Genomic DNA, 20,785 nt, shown 5'->3' with positions numbered 1-20,785 from the left:
CAACTTACTGCCGCCAAAGATGATTCAAGCCAAAAAACTTGCTTAAATACCCAAAATATTGATTAATTTAAAATATTATGGCCTACATTAGATGGTTTTTGACCAGTTTTACGGGTTCCCACGTCGCTAAAGTGTTATTTAAATCACCACTCGTGGTACTTAGTGTCTCATCTTGCATGCGGATAGAAGAGAGTGTGTTCACTAAATACTCTAATTTTTGCAACACGTTATCTGACCGACTATCGTTGTCCCATTGTTGATGAACAATTGTGGGGGCTTGTGTATTCGGGTATTGAAATATTTTAACTGTACGTCCGTTTTCTGATTCATAAATATAGCGAGTGGCGTTACTGATATGATCCGGCTCTTCTCTGATAACATTCTGCTTAAAATTCACGAGATAAATCGTATTTTCCCCACCCAAACTATAAATCGAATTCCAACCAGATAAGTCACCGTTGATAATAAATACATTTTCTCCCTTTTCATCCGCTAATAATCCATTAGCGCCATTGCTTATCAATACATCATCACCATCACCACCAAATAAGTTTGTTTCACTTTGCTTGGCGTACAATACATTATTAGATAAGTTGCCATTTGGTATAGATACCAAACCTTTTTCTGCTTCTACTTTAAAAACGCGTCCGTGCCCACTTGAGTCCCATACTTTTTGTTCTCGTCCCTTAGTGTGAATAATCCGATGACGTGAATTTGACTGTGAAGTAATTCGTATCTCTGCCTCGTTAAGTGAAATTTTCTCAGGTAAATTATGGTGAAATTTAGACATAAATTCGTCAAAGGGATGATACGGAATTAACGGGTTTACTTGTTTTGCATAATTTTTTTGTTCTGCAAGATAACGAACAAGGTGGCTCATATTTTCATTAACAGAGCTCGGCATAGAGTTAGGTAGTTGCTCGTAGTGATAGACGCTAATAGAGCCGATTGCAACTTGCGAAGGTACTTTTATTTTCACCTTGCGACCATTAGATTTAGAAGTATAGATATAATATAGATTATCGTTTATAGTTTTTGATTCGAATTCTTGATAAAAATTGATTAAGTAAATTCGGCTGACACCTAGAACATCATCAATAACCGTTTCACCATTACCTTTGTTGCCATCAACGATGTAGTAATCATCTCCCATCATTCCATCTAATCTATCATTACCTAAATCAGAAAGTAATAAATCGCTTTTATTACCGCCATATAAAATATCATCACCATGACCACCATATAATATATTCTCACCACTTACCGTAACGATCTTGTCATTACCCTCCCCGCCATTAATAATACTCCCACTCATACTTTCATCAAATATCACATCATTCCCTGAACGCAAATCTATTATTTTTTCTGAAACATTATGATAAGGCTGAATGTTAATATAATCAAAATCATCAGTCGGAGTAAGAAGTTCATAGTTTATTAGCTTTATATTTCCCTCATTATATTCGAGTCTAAAAATTTTATTGTTTTTGTCTAAAATTTTCACTTTGTCAAATATTAATTCATTGTAATTAATAAAGCCAATCTCGAACTTTTTATCTCCAAATATATTTTCTTCATAAATAGTTCCATTTTCGATCTTAAGATTAAATCCGTTAATAGATGTTAATTTAATTGTCATGCTATCGTGTTCAGAATAATTACTCTGAACATCTAAAAAATCAAAAACTAGCTTACCTTTTCGAAATTCATCCGTGACAACTAGATATGTGTCATCACCTTTACTGACCATAACATTATTATTTAAATTAGACAGTATGATTTTTTCGCTTTCATCACTACCACAGTAAATAAACCCCTCGTTATTCTCTATAAAACCAACAACTGCCCATGTGCCGAGGGAGTAACTTTCGTTATCTATTGCAATTATATTTGCATTAGTATTAACATAAACATCTCGAAGGTTAGGCTTATTTAGCGAATCAAATTTTTCCTGATAATTAACAGTATAAATTTTGTTAGTAAAAATAGTAGCGCTATTATAACCTTTATCATCAAACTGACTTGTCAATATAAAACCATCATTTGTAACAAGTTGATAATGGTGGTTTAGCATTCTACTTCCGACCTCACCAGTATAGACATTCTTTAACGTTAGATTAAGGAAATTTGTTTTTTCTTCAATTTCAGAGTCCATTTTAAAAGTGATTACGATGTCATTATTAACTACTGCAACATTTTTAATATTTTTTAATGAGTAACCTAAGTACACAACGCTATTTTCTTTATCATTTTCAATAATTGTCGCTGCTAAGCTGTTAGCTGGTGTTTTTTCATTTATTAAGTCATTATGTTTCCTTAAAAAATAAATATCTGTACCTTCATCTCCAGTCACAATTCCTGAATCAAAATAAATTCGGTCATTTCCAGCGCCGCCGTTGATAAAATTCACTCCCCCGTTTGTATCTAATATATTATCTTCATCATCCCCATATAATTCAAACACAGAGTCAACCAATCCATTTAAGGTTATATTCCTTGTGTTTCTCAAATGCAATTGGTTAATAAGATTACCATTAATTAATATTTCCCCACTGTTGTTTTTTAAATCAACTTGAACCCGACTATTTCCAGGTATACCATTAATAATTAAACGATTTTCACCACCCCCTCCATCAAAATATATTTTTTGTTCTATAAGACCTGACTGTTCTTCTGTTAAAGAGATCTTAACAACATCATCTTTATTTCCCCCAGCAAAAAATTTTATGCCACTAGAAAAAACAAATGCATTTTTTGCATTTTCCTTTCCTATTATTACATCTTTACCAGCCCCTAAATTCAAACTGATATTTTTACTTCTTGCTTCTGGTTCAAAAGTATATCCAATGTTATGCATGCCTTCATACACTATTTCTTTATTTTCTCGCCTTAGAATATTAAATATTAGGTTAGGTGATCTAATATACTCATGTCCAGTGTTACCGATTTTCTCGTTTGGAGAAAAATCAGGATGATATACATTAGTATATTTATTTCGACTACGAAAAAATCGCAAGTCCCCCTTAGATAATATACTTAATTGTTCAAGTAAACTATTATTTCTATATATAGCATATTGAGATTGCATTTTTTCATTAAGCAAAAAAAGATCAAAAAACTCACTGCGGTAATTTTTATTTAATATGAGTATATCGTCTGTTTCTATTTTTCCTATTTCCTTATACGAAAAAGGTGCTTCTTTATCTATCAAATTAAACTGTCTGTTAAAATTTAGGTAATTAAGATCCATAGATAATGTTGATTTAACCCATCGATGGTTCTTGCTATCATAGGAAAAATTGTCTCGAATATAATTTATTTGTTCTAACGTATAACATGGGCCAACTTCATCAATATCAATATGACTGAGTATTGAACCTGAGCTATCGCCTACAAAAACATGTGCCTGAATCACATTTTTACCCATCCAATATTTAATGTAGTATTTATCATTAATATCTAAAATGGGAGTTGAAATAAGTTGTAGATGTTCCTCAAACTCTTGATGTAATAACCTGTTTTTGAAAAATTCCAAATTATACTGCCAATCTATATTCTTATAAAATTCAATATGCTGTTTATGACTAAAACGGTTAAGAATGTCATCTGAAGGTTTGAAGCCTAGAGCAGCTCTGATACCCTCTTTGGCTTTTTCATCCCACTTAAGCGATTCCCCTAATTCCTCTTCAATTTTCTCAACTGCTCGTATACCTGTATAAACCATTCCACCAATAAGTAACGCACCAGCAACAATCAACCCAATAACAGGCAGTGTGGATGAACCTATCAAGATCCCAAGGACTGTAATACCGCCAACAACAATGTTTGCAATAGACAAAGAGCCATTCACTATAAGATCTTGCCGCTCTTTTGAATTAACCATATTATCGAGCTGCTTAAATGCTTCACAGGCTTGATAAACATCTAGCCCCATACCAATTAAGCTAAATATTAATGTAATACGTGCCGTAATTTTACCTGAAGCATTGAATGACCCAGCCTGCTTATATGCTATCTTAAGTAAGATCGGCTGCAATACCATATCCCCATAATTGAAGAAGGCATTTGCACAAGCCAGATCAAGAGCCCTTTGTAATTCTGCTCTTTCCTGTTCTGTCAAATTCGAGTCATTCAATTCATCGATCAATTGATATACACTATTAATTGTTTGAAATATCCCTATTCCACCGATACTTTGACCAATAGCATTAACAGCTCTATTGTAAATAGGCAATTTCATTCCTGTTTTTTGTAACTTATGAATCGTCTCCTTAGATACTGCTGATTCATTGGTTTTCGCATTATAAATAATCGAAAGTTGATCTTTTAAAAGTGCTTGATTTTGGATTGTTGTTGTATTAGAGATATAATCTTTGTAATCTGATTCACTAAAACTATTTTTTAGCATGAGTATTAACTCTATACTTTCTGAGTTATTCGTTACCATTGCCAGTTTAGAGCTAAGTTTCTGTTCATCAAAATTAAGGTTATCTTGCCAATTTTGTTGTTGAATATGTTTTGTGTTCAATGGTTCTCCATTTATGTTTGCTCCCACGTCTCTAAGCTTTTTCAGTGTCGTTCTCTGCTCACCAAATATCGCCTCAATATCATCGAACACTGATATTTCTACAGATTTAAATATGGAATCTAACTCTGAGATCATTGTATCTCGTACTTTTTGAAACTGGCTTGATTTGGTATTTATAATGCTCACTTCACCATATAAATCCTCCCCTATAATATGGTTAAACCCAGCCCATGCTCCCTGAGTCACTTTCTGACCATTATCCTGTTCAATTTCTTGATTAATAAAACGTGTAAATATATTTAAAAACTGCTCCTTAGCGACGACTAAATCATTGTGATTAACCGTAATTTCTACGCCAGAACTATCTGAAAGTGAAATATAATATTGATTATCATGCATGTAGCTCAATATCATATAAGCTTCGCTGTCACTCTGAAAATAGATAACTTGGTCATTTTCAATATTATTTATTGTTGCTGAATGCGTTTGGCTTTTAATATTTTTTGTGGCAGATGCCAAATTCATCCCCTGTTTTTCATACAGCTTCTTATATTCATTAAGAGAAAATTTTTCATCCCATGTCACTTCATCTAAAGCATCTTTGCGAATTATTTCTTTTAATACACTAAGGTGATTATTGATTTTACCCTCTTGCTCTTCTGATATACCATAGTGACTTGCAATATATAAAAAATTAATGCCATCATCATAAAAAATAGCAGGCTCTACTTTTCTAGCTGTAGCCTTCAGATTATTTCCTTTCGAAATATCAAGTAAATTATTAAATATAATGTTTTGTTTAACTTCCATATCCAATATATATTTAAATTCTTCATTAAATAATTTTTCGTTATCAAATGGTGTTTTTATCTCTATATAACTCATTAAAAAATGATCTATTTTTTTATTGTAATTTTCTAGTACCTCGGGATTGCTAACTACGTTTAATACATTTGCGTAATTAACGCCATTATCTGTAGGAAATAATCCAGACAAGCGATTAATCGAAGCTTTGCTTAAACAATTTATTTTCTCTGGTTGTAAACTTAAAAATTTTAGAACTTCTTTTAACTCTATTGCTTGCTGTTTAATACTGACATTTTTATCATCTTCAAAAACTGAATTCCATCTTTGAAAATCATCACATTCAGTTGTATCGTTAAAGTATTGCGTTATTTTTTTACTTACAATTGGGTCATAAATTGAGATGTTCATTTTATTGTAATCAATACTACCATCTTCCAAACTAAAGTAATCTTTTAAATATGTATAACGTTTTATATTTACATCTTCTTTTTTAATGTTATTTAATGCTATGTTTTTCAAAAGAAACATCAGCTTATGATTTTTTTCAGTATGCATTTCTAAATTAATATTTGAATTTATCCCCTTTTCTTTTAATTTTATAGAAAATTGCTTTGTAAATTCGAATTTATCCCCTACGTCTAAATATGATTTTTTATCCGTGAAATAAAACGAGATATTTTCAGGGGAGGTAAATTGATACCTGTGCTTGAGAACATTAATTATGTTAGTTAGATTTTGCATAAAACCTGACTCAGCACGAATATTATCAATAACAATCCATTGTTGATTTTTTTGTGTAGTAAGTTTCTCTACGTCTCCATGCTCAATAAAAAACTGCATTGTATTGGGGTTTATCTGGAAAACAACAGTGTTATTAGGATCTAATGATGCTATTTTTTCAGCGTACATTTTTCCACCGTCCCCATTACCTGAACGAAAAATAACAGTGGAACCTTCAGGTTGTAGAGTATTTTTATTAACATTTTTATTAATATCTGTACTAATATCTATCATAGACCATAAAGGTGCCTCTAAAATTCCTAGGCTATTAAATTCTGCCACAATTTCTGATCTAAAGTTATGTAGGCTACCACCTATTTTTGATTTGAAAATTTCATAAGCTTTATCATTGTATGCAATTGTTTTTATTAACTCAATATCGATAGTATTATCATTATTTCTAAATATGTCGAAGGTTTTTGATGAGTCATCCTTGATTAATTGCCATAAATCTAATTCACGCTCTCTTAATTCATCGATAAAATATAAAGATGCACTTTTATTATTAATAACAACGTGTTGAGTATCTGAATTTACCTGTATCTCCAATCGATGTGCTTTTGTTGAATCCACTCCAATAAAAAAACCAGGAATATATATTTTTTTCTTGCTTTCTTTTGTTATGGAAATCTCACGATTATAACCAACGATAGGTAAATACATTCCATGTTTCGCTAATTCTACTCCGCTACGAAATACAAAGTTTTCATTAGGGCCTCCGCGGCCTAATTGACAACCTGCTAATACAATTTTATCTGGCTGATGTTCTTTTAATATATTGTTTTTGATATATTTTAAAGAACGCGCAAAAAACTCTGCATTACTCCCTTCAAAAAGGGACTCTTGGTTCTCTCCTCGGAATTTACCATGACCAACTGCAATCCAGCGTATTTTACCTTCAGGTTTGTTTGTAATATCACCATGCAAAACCTTCCATTGCCAACTCATTAAATCAAATTGTATCACTATGACTTTATTATTATACTTCGGAATTAATTTAGCGATTGATTCTGCTACTGCATCATCAGCACCCACTTGAATAATAACATTATATTCATATTGAGAATCATTTTCTCCTTGTATTATACCTATATTTTTTGCTTTTAATTGATTAAGCACGTCCATTGGGTTAGCCCATGATTCTATATTTGACGTTCTTTCTGATTGCTCCCCTGCTAATACATTAGTATCAGGTTTGTTAAAATTCACATCCCTATTTTTCATCTTAATTCCTTTTATTCAGTTGTGGAATCTTAAAGATAGCAAACAATAATTTATTAATGCGTTTTTTCTTTATTTTTAGGAGTGAATATTATAATAATGCAATTACTTAACTAAAAAATAACATACCAAAGCCATCAAATTGATAAACTCTAATATTATTAGAAGTTATACTATTTCTTGTTAAGCTATCAAGTACAGTAACTTTTTTGCTATTTAACCAAGAAATTTTTCTATTAAGGCTTATATATGAATAACTTTGAGTTTTATAACCCGACACGCATCATTTTTGGGGATGGAAAGATAAGTGAGTTAGACAGATTGATCCCTGAAAGTGCAAAAGTTCTCATTTTATTTGGCGGTGAAAGCGCACGTAAAACGGGTACACTAGATGAGGTTGAACACGCTTTAGGTTCAAGATATTTTTCACTTTTTGGTGGGATAGAAGCTAATCCGCGCTATGAAACTCTCATCAAAGCAGTTGATAAAATAGAAAAGGAAGGCTTTGATTTTTTACTCGCTGTTGGCGGCGGCTCGGTGATTGATGGCGTAAAATTTGTTGCAGCGGCAGTTAACTATCCTGGTGACAAATGGGAAGTTGTTACAAAGGGCGGTAAAACAATTCAAACTGCATTACCCTTTGGGACTGTATTAACCCTCCCCGCAACTGGTTCAGAAATGAATAAAGGCTCCGTAATTACACGCGAAGAATTACAGTCTAAATTAGCCTTTATGAGTGATAAGGTTTTTCCCCAGTTTTCAATTCTTGACCCCGTGAAAACCTACACACTTCCACCTCGTCAGATTAGTAATGGTGTCGTCGATGCATTCGTTCATGTTATTGAACAGTATTTAACTTACCCTATGAATGCCTATGTACAAGATTCTTTCGCAGAAGGTTTATTAAGAACGCTCATAGACATTGGCCCTAAAGCGCTCGAAACCCCTAAAGATTATGACATCCGTGCTAATTTAATGTGGACAGCGACGTTAGCACTCAATGGCTTAATTGGTGCCGGTGTTCCACAAGATTGGTCTACTCACATGTTAGGTCATGAAATCACTGTGCTTTATGGTTTAGATCACGCACAAACACTCGCAATAATATTACCCGCAATGCTGAAAGAAAAATTACCACAAAAACAAACTAAATTAGCACAATACGCTGAACGAGTGTGGGGGATCACCAACGGGAACGACCAAGAGAAAGCATTAAAATCGATTGAGTTAACCCGTCAGTTTTTCGAAAAAATGAATGTAGGTACGCATTTTAGTGATTATCAGCTTTCATCCGATGTTGTTGAGCCCCTAGTAAAAAGTTTGGAGGCACACAATATGATTAAATTAGGCGAGCACCAAGACATCACTCTTGATGTAAGTCGCCGTGTCTATACTGCGGCACTGTAAGTTTAATGCCCGTTGATTAAATAGAGAGGTGTAGTCATGCATCTTTCTATTTAAAAACAAGAAGAGACTGCCTATATTATTCCTCCAGCTTTAGTGCGATTTATTCTCAGCATATAACGTTTAATACGGTTTAACTGATTTCATATTACAATATATTTAATCGATAATGGCAGATTGATCTCCTCAAAATATTGTTTTCTATTTAGCGCATTATTGTCCGTTTCTCATCGCACTGATTTTATGTATTTTATTACAATATCTTTTAGTTGAAACAAACAATTAACAATAATAAAAATCCTAGGTCGTATGTTATGTCAGCGAAATTCAGTATATCTAACAGTGCGTTACTTGCATCGTCTTTACTTCTGACCATTGGCCGTGGGGCAACACTACCATTTATGGCCATTTACCTAACCCGAGAGTATCAGATGGCAATTGATACTGTTGGGGTAGCTATGTCATTGGCGATGGTTGTTGGTGTGCTATTTAGCATGGCTTTTGGCATGCTGGCAGATAGAGTCGATAAAAAACGGTGCATGCTACTTGCAGTGGTTGCTTTCATTGGTGGCTTTATTGCAATTCCCCTATCCAATAGTGCTATCTTAGTGATCATATTTTTCTCTTTGATTAATTGTTCTTATTCTGTTTTTTCTACTGTTCTTAAAGCTTACTTTGCAGATACTCTGACCTTATCGTTAAAAGCTAAAGTCTTTTCCTTAAATTATACTTTTATCAATATTGGATGGACGGTCGGTCCGCCTATTGGGACTTGGCTGTTAATGTACAGTATCAATTTGCCATTTTATTTGGCCGCTATCTCTGCTGCTTTTCCTATATTTTTTATTCAAAGATTTGTACAAAGTATAAAACCTGCACAACATCTGGATGGCAGTAAACGCCCATGGAGCCCAGCTGTAATGCTACATGACCGTGTACTTGCTTGGTTTATTTTATCTACATTCTTAGGGTCATTAGTTTTTGGGACGTTTACTACTTGGATTTCTCAATATGTTATTACGGTAGCAAATAGTGATTTTGCACAAGTCGTTATCGGCGTCATACTCCCTGTGAATGCGGTCGTTGTGGTAACGTTGCAATACACTGTCGGAAAACGGATCACCCCTGACAATTTGAAAAAGTTAATGACATTAGGGAGTTTATTTTTCTTACTGGGCTTAGCCACTTTCATGTGCGCAGCAGAAAATCTCTATATTTGGGCTATTGGCGCTTTTCTTTTCACATTAGGGGAACTGATTTATGCCCCAGGTGAATATATGTTGATTGATAGCATTGCCCCTGAAGGTATGAAAGCAAGTTATTTTTCAGCTCAATCATTAGGTTTATTAGGTGGTGCTTTTAACCCAATGATGACTGGCGTAATTTTAACTGAATTACCTGCTTATTTTATCTTTATTATCTTGATGATAATTACTTTTTTAGCTTGGCTATCCATGTTAAATGGAATGAGATTACGACAAAACCAATTGAATCAACACCTGTAGTCTAGTCAATATCCTTGCTGCTTATCAGCAAGGATATCGCTATCTCATTGCTGCTTTTACTCTTGTAATAAAAAATATTGCAATACTAAATAATATACTAACCAATATGGCAGAGGTTAAAACACGGTCTTCAGAGATCAACCAAGAAAAAAGCGGGATAGCCAATAACAACACAATATTATTAAAGCTTTCTGAGATTGATAATACCAAACCTTTATTATTCACATTTAGTCTGGCAAGTAACGAAGTGCTGATAGGTGAAATTAAACCTAATAGTACACCGAATCCAAACAAACAAAAACAATCACCTATTAATGTTAACCAATCACTAATAAAGAAAAGAATAATCATAAATAAAAGCCCAATTATTATTAGGACTAGTGATAGTTCGGAAACCTTGTATGAAACGACTTTTGCAACAACACTATTACCTATTATTAAACCTATTCCAAATAACCCCATTAAGCTACCAGTCATCGCACTGTTAAGTTGATACCTGCTTCGTAATATTTCACCTGCCAATAGAAATAGACAAACAGTAATACCATTCCAAATTCCTTTAGCAATAATAAATTTACTGATCATTCCCTGCTTAAACATATTAAATGAGCCTTGTTTTACCGCTGACGAAGCAACAAACGGTAAAACCTTAATGGAAATAAACAACACCAAAAGCCCTCCAATTGCCATAAATATAAATGGCATTTTCCATGAAAAATACTGTGTCATTCCCCCTGCAAGAATTGGCCCTGTAATAATACCAAGCGTCATTCCCAGCATGACATACCCCATTGCAATGGCCTGTTTGTTTTCATCGATGACATCAGAAATAAAAGCAAACGTAATCGGCACTAAGGCAGCGGAAGCAACACCACCAAAAACACGCAAAATAAGAGCTATCAAGAGATTAGGAGCAAACGTTATTGCAATACTATCAATTGAGATAAATAACATCGCTACGAGTAACATTTTGCGCTTATCCATCTTATCCGAAAAGAACCCGACAACAGGCGCAGCTAGTGCATATGAGAATGCATAAGCGGATATTAACCATGAAATCTGTAATGCTTGTACATTAAAAGCATTCGCTAATGGAAACATTATCGCGGAAAGCATAAATTCAGTTGCACCAACAAGATATACCGATATTGCTAATACAAATAGTAAACAACGATGTGAAGTCATAGCATACTCTTTTAAAATTTTGAGTTAAAAAATAGGTCAGGCTTCAGAGAAGAGCCATTGTGGGTTTATTAGATGATGGTTAGATGAATGAAAATATTTTAAGAGGTATAACACTGAAATTGAATATCTGGGGAATAAAAGAAACCAAGGAAAACAGAGGGGTAAAGTAATAGATATGTTTACTGATTAAACACTAAAATTGATTTCATTGCAATAACAGATTAAAACATTAAGCATTAAGCATTAATAAACAATTCTTAATCGATTCTATATTTTATCTTTCGTTCACAGACACAATTGTACGACTTAGATGCAACAAATTAAGTATTAATAGCGATTAAAAATCGATCATCTGCCTAACTAATTCATGAATAGCCATCTTTACATCAATAAACTGAACAATAGCCTATCTTATAATGCAAAAACAATAATCAGATAAATGCTTCTATTGTTGATTATTAAAAAAATGATATTAATCAGTTAAATTTATAATTGTATTTAAATATGTTTAGGTTAAATCAAGGTGTGCAGGCATGAGTATTACAACTCGATTAAAAATAGTTTCTTTCTTGCAATTCTTTATCTGGGGCTCATGGCTTGTCACGTTTGCCTCATACCTTTTTAATACACTCCATTTAAAGGGCGGTGAAATAGGGTTAATCTTCAGTACGTTAGGAATATCTGCTTTATGTTCACCTATTATTATCGGGTTTATTGCCGATAAAATTAATAATAGAAAGTTAGTTTATGTTTCTACTCATTTTCTTTCTGCAATTTTTTTAATCGTCATGGCGCACAGTGATACAATCACTCTTTTATTTATTGCTACATTAATTCATTTAATGTTTTACATGCCAACCATTTCAATTTGTAATAGTATTGTATTTGAAATGTTAGGTACACGAAAATTAGATTCAGAGATTCATTTTCCAAAAATCAGAGTTTATGGAACTGTCGGATTTATTGTCGCAATGTGGACCATTAGTTTATTAAAACTAGAAATGAGTTATTACCAGTTATATGTAGGGGCTGCCGCCTCAGTTGCTTTAGGTCTATTTTCTATATTTTTCATTACTACTAATAGTATCAATACTAAAAAAGCAGAGACATCTAACTTTAGTTGTCATAATATTATCTTGCTTTTTAAAAAAGGGAGAGTCGCAGTTTTTTTATTCTTTGCCATGCTATTAGGTTCTGTATTACAAATAACCAACACATTTGGTGTTCCGTTTTTACAGGATATGGCATTAGCCCCCGAAGCCAGAGGCTCTATTTTCTCTGAATACCCCACTATATTCTTGTCTATTTCACAATTTTCTGAAATTATTTTTATCTTATTGCTGCCTATTTTATTAAAAAGGTTCAAAATCGAAACTATCTTACTTCTTAGTATGATTGCATGGATTTTACGATTAGGTTTATTTGCTTATGGTGATTTTACGGCAATAGGCACACTGGCCCTCTTCTTATCTATGATTGTATATGGTTGTGCATTTGATTTCTTTAATATCGCTGGCGCATTATTTTTGGAAAAAGAAATTGCCCCAGAATTTCGCTCCACTGCTCAGGGCGTGTTCACCACACTCGTTAATGGGTTTGGTACATTCTTAGGGGCGGTATTATGTGGCTGGGTTATTGAGCTCAATACCATTAATGGCGTTGTCGACTGGAAAACTTTCTGGATGGCATTTACAGGGTATACAGCTGGTTTTACACTTTTATATCTAATTTATATGTTAATCACTAAGAACCGTAAAACACAAATTGTTAGTTGATTAATTGTTTATTACCCCCCTATTTTATATGAATTTAAGTCATAGGGGGGAGCTCCAAATTATACACTTGTGACCTTTAATGCCTCACCCAAAATTTTAATCGCATTTCGCCTCCTCGCAATTAAAGGTAGCGCATAATTCACCCTCAAATGGTTAGAAAAGCAGTCACCTGTAGAAAAATGTTCTCCTGTTAATACTGTGACTTTATTGCGATGCAATATATCCCGTAATTTACGGTTATCTACGGGTAAATGTTCCACCCAAAGGGAAAAGCCGCCTTGTGGCCTCGATATTCGGGTATTTGCTGGGAAATGTGTTTCCACTAATTCCTTATATTGGCACTGAAGCTCACTATAATGTTGACGCATTCGGCGTAAATGCAAAAAATAATGCCCTTCCTTTAGGAAATTAGCCATCACTTGTTGCATAAATATTTCACCAGAACAATGTGATAAGTATTTTAAGTGCAAAACTTTTTCTTTATATTTACCTGGAATTATCCAACCAGTACGTGTTCCTGGAGCAACCGTTTTCGAAAATGAACTGCATAAAATCACATGCCCATTTCGATCCAGTGATTGAATCGTTGACGGCCGTGGATACTGATACGCCAAACTCGCTAAACAATCATTTTCAATGACTGTTCCTTGATATTTTTCAACAAGTTCGAGTAAACGCTGCTTATTACTATCAGGCATAATACAACCCATCGGGTTATTACACGTTGGTGTCACCACCACCGCTTTCACATTCCAACACTCAAAAGCCTCTTCAAGCCTTTCAAGGTTTATACCTGTTTCAGGATCAATAGGAATTTCAATTATTTTTCTTCCTAAACCATACAATGTCTGTAATAGCCCAGGGAAAGTTGGCGACTCGACTGCAACAACATCATTCCCTTGTGTACAAGCTTGTAAAGCAATAGATAGCGATTGATGGCCACTTGTTGTCGTGACAACATCATCAGGCGTAAAAAGGTGGCGATCATCTGAAATTAAATAAATTTGTTCTCTTAGTGCGGCAAGCCCTTGTAAGCTATCATATTCAAGCGTCAATGATTGCTTTCTACGCGTTACCATTGTCATTTCTTGCCATAATGGCTCTAAACTTTTGTCTTCAATGTTTGGCACAGCACAAGACAAAGATGTCACCCCTTCTCGCTCAGCAACACGTAGAAAATCCATAGTCGGATTCCATTGTGCAATCTGAACGGGTTTTTGAATATAGTTCGCAACTTTCGGTAATAAAGCTTCCGTTTTTTCGGGGATCACAAAGTACCCTGATTTAGGTACCGCATAAATGAGCTGTAACCTTTCAAGTTCACGATAAGCAAGCTGTGCCGTGGTAATACTGACATCATGAGCTCTCCCGATATCCCTCACTGATGGCAGCTTTTCACCATTAAGAAACTCTCCGTGCTTAATTTTTTCTTGCAACATTTGCGCGATTTGTTTGTACAGTAACACAGCAAAACCCTTTTTATTTTCCCCGTTTGAATAATGTAATACAAAAATTAGCGCTTTTGATCTGTATTTTGCAAAAAATCATATCTGTCACTTTTTTATATTTCTCCCCCATGTAATTCTTAATAAAAATGAGCAGAACATTAGGGGAACTTATGGAATACGAAAAAAACGTAAGGGGAAAACCATACCCAAGATTTATCTTATTACAGCCAATATTATGGTTATTTAACAAACTCAATGTGTTTATCAAAAAGAAACGGCATGAAAAATATAAAGGTCAAAAAATATAACCCAACCATTTAACATACAGGAAACATTATTATTTCATTGATTTATATGAAATATCAAATGAACGACTCATATTTTAATAAATAAGAATTCAATTTAAACATTGTCCATTTTTATGCCTATTATGAATAGTGGTGATAAAATATTGGGTGAATTTAACGACATTAATTAATAAAAAATATTTCTTAATGTTTTATTAAGGTATGTTTTCTAAAACTAACTTAATAGCTTTCATTCTTAACCAGAATTACTCACTGGATTTGGTTAAGCTACCTTGTGCCTCTTTTAATAATAAGGCCTGTTTACGATCTATACCCCAGCGATAACCTGATAGTTCGCCATTGTTTCTCACCACGCGGTGGCAAGGAATAGCCACCGCTAGCATATTTGCCCCACATGCACTCGCGACGGCTCTAACCGCTTTAGGGTTACCTATTTTTTCTGCTATATCACGGTAACTCACCGTTTTTCCAACAGGGATATCACGTAAGGCTTGCCATACACGCTGTTGGAATGCCGTTCCTTGAATATCAAGCGGCAAATTAAAACCAATCTCTGGTGCTTCAATAAAACCAACAACGTCAGCAATAACTTGTTCGAAGTTGACATCACCACCAATTAATTCAGCATTTGGAAATTTATCTTGTAAATCATTAAGTAGCTTTTCAGGATCGTCCCCAAGTAAAATTGCACATACACCGATCGGACTTTGTGCAACCAATACTGTTCCTAATGAACATAAAGCAAGTGCAAAATAAATTTTGCTTCCATGTCCACCTGATTTCCAAGCTCGTGGCGTCATGCCTAATCGCTGTGTTGATGTTTCATAAAAACGGCTATTTGATTGATATCCTGCATCATAAATTGCATCAGTAATACGCTCTTGTTCTTGCAATTTTGCCTGCAATTTTTTATGCCTAAAAGCATCTGCATAAGCTTTTGGCGTTAACCCTGTTTGTGATTTAAATAATCGATGAAAATGGTAGCGACTGATTCCGACATAATCTGCCAATTCGGCCAGTGTCAACGACTGGCTATTTTGCTCAATATAACGACACGCTTTTTCTATTTTCTGTTTATAAAATTGCATTAATTGTGTTGCCTCTGTGCGATGTCGTTTTCCTTGGCGATAACCTTGTGCAATCGCTTGGGCTTCATTATCAAAAAATTCAATATTTTCTCGTTTAGGCAAGCGCCCAGCCGCAGATGGATGGTTGTAAATAAGTGACGTTTTTACACCATAAACAAAATGGCCATCCGCTGTTTTATTTCTTTCAACAACTGCTTGCCAGCGTTGTTCAGGTGTTTTCCATATGTTTTTAATCGTCATGATAATGTCCTTTCTTAATTTAATAACGTCATTATGACGGATAAGCCACATAAAGAATCTCCGCAGCTTGCTTTTTAATTATGGCATCAGCTGCTTATTGCAGGCATGGCTTTTAATGCCCGAACAGGCGACTGACTAATAATCCCTAATTGGATAGCAAAGAAAAAAACAGCAGCCCATAAACAATATTCTACACCATATAATGCAGCAATAATTGCCGCTATGGCTGAGCCCAACGGCCTAGCACCAAATGAAGTTGTTAACATCAATGCGGAAACGCGTCCAATCAACAAATTGGGAGTCACCGCCTGGCGTAATGAAACGGTGGATATCGTCCAAATAATGGGTCCAGCACCAAATAAAAAATAAGCAAAGCAAACTAAGTAAAATGATGAATTCCAGACAGTAAATAGCAAGGTTGTCGCACCAAATAAACCACAAACTGGCCCAAATATTACCAAAGTCCCATAGCTAAACTGCAAAGATAAGTGGCGTAGGCCAAGTGCGCCAACAATCATTCCTATTCCGTAAACTGAAATCGCAATACCAATTTGCTGTGCTGAAAGTTGTAATACTGTCACGGCATATGCCGTAAAAACTCCCTGAATAATAAACCAGGCAGTATTAAAAAATAATGCAGTCAATAAAATAGGCTTTAAATACGGATTATGGAAAATATAGTCAGCACCTTCTTTTAATTGTTTTAATAGCGATGTTGAAACTGGCGTTTTCTTGTGGTCTTTGGGCAATTGAAAAATTAAAACTAAAGCAATCACCGATAAAATAATGGCGAAACTATAGGCAGATGAAGCACCAATATAACCAACCAGCACACCACCTAATGTAGGCCCTGCCGTATAAGATAAACTTCGTGCAAGTTCAATCCATCGATTCGCATTAATTAGTTGGTCTTTAGGGATCACTGCTGGAATATAGGCTGAAGTAGCAACACTGTAGATTACTGTACCAACAGCGCCAATAAATCCAAACAAAATTAATAATACGAATGAAAGCAGTTTTGAAAATAATAACGCAAAAATCATCCCTAAAACGGCAATACGTATCGCTTCAGAGCATATCATTAGGTTACGAGCACTATGCCGATCGACAATAATACCAATAAATGGTGACACAATAAGAAAAGGCAGTGTCTGCCACATTTGCAGCCAAGCTGTATCACTGGCAGAGGCGTTGAGTATCAGTACAGCAACAAGAGGTGTTACTGCTAAAGCAACTTGCTCTGACATTTGAGCAAATAAATTTGAATAGGCAACTTTGCTAAAAAGTTTATCTGAATTCATGTTTGGCCTTTCTTATTTGTTGAAGATTTTCTTCTACATTAAAGAAAGGCCTTATATTTTGACTTTCCGTTTATTGCTTTTCAATTAGCCACAAACAATTTCAGTCTCAACTTTCACATCAGATTTTTTGCGAAAAATAACAAGAATGACAGCAATACCTAAAACAGCAACGAAAGTACCCATAAAACTAATCATTGAATAACTATAACCATAAGATAATACCGCCCCACCAATTGCTGCACCAATTGCATTACCTAAATTAAATGCACCAATATTAACGGAGGAAGCTAACGCCTGTGCTCCTGTGGCTGCATTCATCACTAAAATTTGTATTGGTGGGACAATACCAAAACTAAAAATACTCCAGAATAACAAACCTAACCCTGCACCAACTGCATTCGTTGCTATCAATGGGAATATTGCCATACTTAACGCTAACATTAAGAAAAAGATGATCAGCGTGCCAAATAATGATTTATCTGCAAATAAACCACCTAAATAGTTACCCATCGTGAAACCCACACCAATAATCACTAACATGATGGTGATCATTTGATCGGAAGCATCGATGAAGTTCATCAGCATCGGAGTAATATAAGTATATAGGGTAAACATTGCACTTGCTCCTAATACTGTCGATAACATGCCTAACACCACTTGTGGTCGTCGTAAAATACGTAATTCGTTTTTAACGTTAACGTCTCGTCCTTGAAGATTGTTGGGTAAAGCCCAAATTAAACTCGCAATGGTTAATAATCCAAGTGCGGCGATTAAATAAAATGCCTCCCGCCATCCCACGACTTGCGTTAATTTGGTCATGAGCGGAACACCTCCAATATTGGCAATAGTTAATCCCATAAACATGGCTGCAATTGCACTAGCTTGCTTACTTGGTGGAACAACACTCGCCGCCACAATGGCCCCTAAACCAAAAAATGCACCATGGTTTAAACTCGTAATAAAACGTGAAACTGATAAGGTCACCAAATCGGGAGACATAGCTGAAAGTAAATTTCCTACCGTAAAAATAGACATTAAGAATACCAATGCCACTTTCGGTTTTCTCTTCACCAGTAATAGAGTCATGATTGGTGCACCTATCATCACACCAAGGGCATAAATAACAACTATTGACCCAACGGATGGAATATCAACCTGAATATTATCAGCAATATAAGGTAACATTCCCATTGGGGAAAATTCAGTTGCTCCAATAGCAAAAGCGCCTATTGCTAGTGCCAACAGTGCAGTGTTAATTCTCATTTTTCCAGCCTTATTGAAATAAATTATTAACATTTATTAATGGGCTGAATTTTTCCACATTGAAAGCCAATGAAAAAGACGCTAAGGTGAAAATAACTTTTGCTGGAAATGCAATAATGAAAATAACCTTTGAAGAACTTCAAGCTTTTATCAGTGTCGTTGACTCTGGTTCTATTACTTCAGCTGCCGAACAGTTAAACATGACCATTTCAACGGTAAGCCGTGCATTACTTAGGCTTGAAGAAAAAATGGATACAACGTTACTTTACCGAACAACACGTTCAATCAAGCTCAGTGATGAAGGCACCGCATTTTTGCAAAAAGCGCGAGAGATTATTGATCTCGCTCACGAAGCAGAAGAAATGTTATCTGTCCGCCAAACCATTCCTTCTGGTAAGCTACGTATTGATGCCTCAACCCCTTTTCTGACACATGTAATTGCCCCGCTGATCCCGTTATTCCATGAACGCTACCCGCAAGTTGAACTTGAAATTCATAATTATGAAGGTGTCACTAATTTATTAGAAAATCGAATTGATGTGGCTTTTCGCATTGGTGTGCTAAAAGATTCATCACTTAATGCCACCTTATTAGGTTTTAGTCAAAAGAGATTAGTAGCCAGTCCTGCTTATTTAGCAAAGTATGGTGCGCCACAAAATAGCAACGAATTAAAAAAACACTGTTTACTGGGCTTTACTCAACCTGACTCGCTGAATATTTGGCCCGTAAAAAATGCAAATGAAGATTTACTTAAAATTAAACCCAATATTGCAGGGGCAAGTGGTGAAGTCTTATTCCACCTCGCAATGCAAGGCGCTGGAATTTTATGCTCTGCCGATTTTGTAACCATGGACGCATTTGCCAGTGGTCAATTGGTGCAAGTTTTAGAAAAAGAAACCGTAGTCATTCGCCAGCCCATTAATGCCGTTTATTACCGAAACCAAGCGGTATCACCTCGCCTACGGTGTTTTATTGATTTTATAAAGAAATATTCGACCAAAATAGAGCCTCTCTAGCTTTTTTCCGTTTTAAACCTTATTCCTTTTTTAAATTCTGTCAGTGTTATTCCTGTATGCCGTTTAAAATAACGGCATAAATATGAGGTATCTTCGAAATTAACTTCATCCGCTATTTCCTTTATTGATAATTTGCCAATCTCGAGTAATGCTTTTATTTCTAAAATAACTTGTCTGTCTATCAATGCCTTTGGTGGATCATTAAAAAAGCTTTGGCTAATTTTTGATAAATAAAACGGGGTTATCGATAATCTTTCAGCATAAAATTTAACCTCTTTATGTTGTTTACAATGCCGTGTAATTAAGCCCCAAAAACGCCAACAAAGTTGCTCTTGTCGATTTCGTTTTTCAGGTTTAACTAAAATCGTTTTAGCGCCATTACTTATTTCCAAAAACAAATTTTGCAAATGGTTTTTCAATTGTAATTGCCAATGTTCACCACGTTCAATCGCTATTGAAAGCATTATTTTTTTCCAATAATCAAACAACTCATGCTTTTCTATAGGGATTTGAATAACAGGATAGTCATTAAAAAATGCAAATAACTGTTGAGGCAACGAATAAGCAATAGAGATGGCAAGTTTTTTATCAATTAACAAATATTCAAGGTTAAAACATCGTGATTTTGCTTGTAGCATGGCAAAGGTATCATCATATAAAATAATCAGGTCATTTTTTCGTACTCGGTGCTGTCTAAAATTAATATTAAAAATCGCGCAACCTTGCAAACAAATGCACACAGTTACGTATGATGAAACTAATTGTTTTTTCTGCATTTTATCCATATTGGTCACGCCAAAGCGGATCGCTTCTGGAATATTAATCAAACATGTTTGTATGCTTAACATCGCGTTTGTTCCTCTTAGCAAGCAGCGCTCAACCCAAAATAGTTGTCATAAGTACCTACAATGAACAA

At 34.8% G+C, this 20,785-nt stretch carries 11 protein-coding genes; 4 read left to right on the top strand and 7 right to left on the bottom strand.

Translation table 11 applies throughout. From position 1 onward, the window contains the following. Window positions 1-82: 82 nt before the first annotated feature. On the bottom strand, window positions 83-7,339 hold the full coding sequence (locus KDJ85_RS09190) for a C80 family cysteine peptidase (protein ID WP_225819394.1): 7,257 nt from the start codon (window positions 7,337-7,339) through the stop codon (window positions 83-85). A gap of 246 nt (window positions 7,340-7,585) precedes the next feature. Between KDJ85_RS09190 and KDJ85_RS09185 the strand changes: the two genes are divergently transcribed. Together KDJ85_RS09185 and ydeE are read left to right on the top strand one after the other, a co-directional pair. Further along, window positions 7,586-8,743: an iron-containing alcohol dehydrogenase gene (locus KDJ85_RS09185; RefSeq protein ID WP_225819393.1), complete on the top strand. Its 1,158-nt coding sequence runs from the start codon at window positions 7,586-7,588 to the stop codon at window positions 8,741-8,743. A gap of 311 nt (window positions 8,744-9,054) precedes the next feature. Then, window positions 9,055-10,245 carry an efflux MFS transporter YdeE gene (gene ydeE / locus KDJ85_RS09180; protein WP_225819392.1) on the top strand — a complete coding sequence of 397 codons (1,191 nt, stop codon included), beginning with the start codon at window positions 9,055-9,057 and terminating at the stop codon, window positions 10,243-10,245. Window positions 10,246-10,284: 39 nt separating this feature from the next. Here the strand turns inward: ydeE and KDJ85_RS09175 are convergent, their stop codons facing one another. Then, window positions 10,285-11,430, bottom strand: a complete 1,146-nt coding sequence (locus KDJ85_RS09175) for an MFS transporter (protein ID WP_225819391.1) — start codon at window positions 11,428-11,430, stop codon at window positions 10,285-10,287. Between the two features lie 533 nt (window positions 11,431-11,963). On the opposite strand from KDJ85_RS09175, the gene KDJ85_RS09170 reads away from it, so the two are divergent. Further along, complete coding sequence (locus KDJ85_RS09170) at window positions 11,964-13,205, top strand: MFS transporter (protein ID WP_225819390.1); 1,242 nt, start codon at window positions 11,964-11,966, stop codon at window positions 13,203-13,205. Between the two features lie 59 nt (window positions 13,206-13,264). Here KDJ85_RS09170 and KDJ85_RS09165 read toward each other — a convergent pair whose 3' ends face one another. The 4 genes from KDJ85_RS09165 to KDJ85_RS09150 form a co-directional block, all read right to left on the bottom strand. Beyond that, window positions 13,265-14,671: an aminotransferase-like domain-containing protein gene (locus tag KDJ85_RS09165; RefSeq protein ID WP_225819389.1), complete on the bottom strand. Its 1,407-nt coding sequence runs from the start codon at window positions 14,669-14,671 to the stop codon at window positions 13,265-13,267. Between the two features lie 535 nt (window positions 14,672-15,206). Further along, complete coding sequence (gene ada, locus KDJ85_RS09160) at window positions 15,207-16,289, bottom strand: bifunctional DNA-binding transcriptional regulator/O6-methylguanine-DNA methyltransferase Ada (protein ID WP_225819388.1); 1,083 nt, start codon at window positions 16,287-16,289, stop codon at window positions 15,207-15,209. Window positions 16,290-16,375: 86 nt separating this feature from the next. Continuing rightward, on the bottom strand, window positions 16,376-17,590 hold the full coding sequence (locus KDJ85_RS09155; protein WP_225819387.1) for an MFS transporter: 1,215 nt from the start codon (window positions 17,588-17,590) through the stop codon (window positions 16,376-16,378). Between the two features lie 84 nt (window positions 17,591-17,674). Beyond that, window positions 17,675-18,853, bottom strand: coding sequence for an MFS transporter (locus tag KDJ85_RS09150; RefSeq protein ID WP_225819386.1), 1,179 nt, complete (start codon window positions 18,851-18,853; stop codon window positions 17,675-17,677). A gap of 116 nt (window positions 18,854-18,969) precedes the next feature. On the opposite strand from KDJ85_RS09150, the gene KDJ85_RS09145 reads away from it, so the two are divergent. Further along, window positions 18,970-19,869, top strand: coding sequence for a LysR substrate-binding domain-containing protein (locus tag KDJ85_RS09145; RefSeq protein ID WP_225819385.1), 900 nt, complete (start codon window positions 18,970-18,972; stop codon window positions 19,867-19,869). On the opposite strand, the gene KDJ85_RS09140 is transcribed toward KDJ85_RS09145, so the two are convergent. After that, on the bottom strand, window positions 19,866-20,717 hold the full coding sequence (locus KDJ85_RS09140; protein ID WP_225819384.1) for a helix-turn-helix domain-containing protein: 852 nt from the start codon (window positions 20,715-20,717) through the stop codon (window positions 19,866-19,868). The two genes, KDJ85_RS09145 and KDJ85_RS09140, sit on opposite strands and share 4 nt — an antisense overlap. Window positions 20,718-20,785: the final 68 nt, after the last annotated feature.

It is taken from the genome of Providencia vermicola (genome assembly GCF_020381325.1).
GTDB lineage: Bacteria > Pseudomonadota > Gammaproteobacteria > Enterobacterales > Enterobacteriaceae > Providencia > Providencia vermicola.
This window is presented reverse-complemented; position numbering and strand designations above follow the sequence as displayed.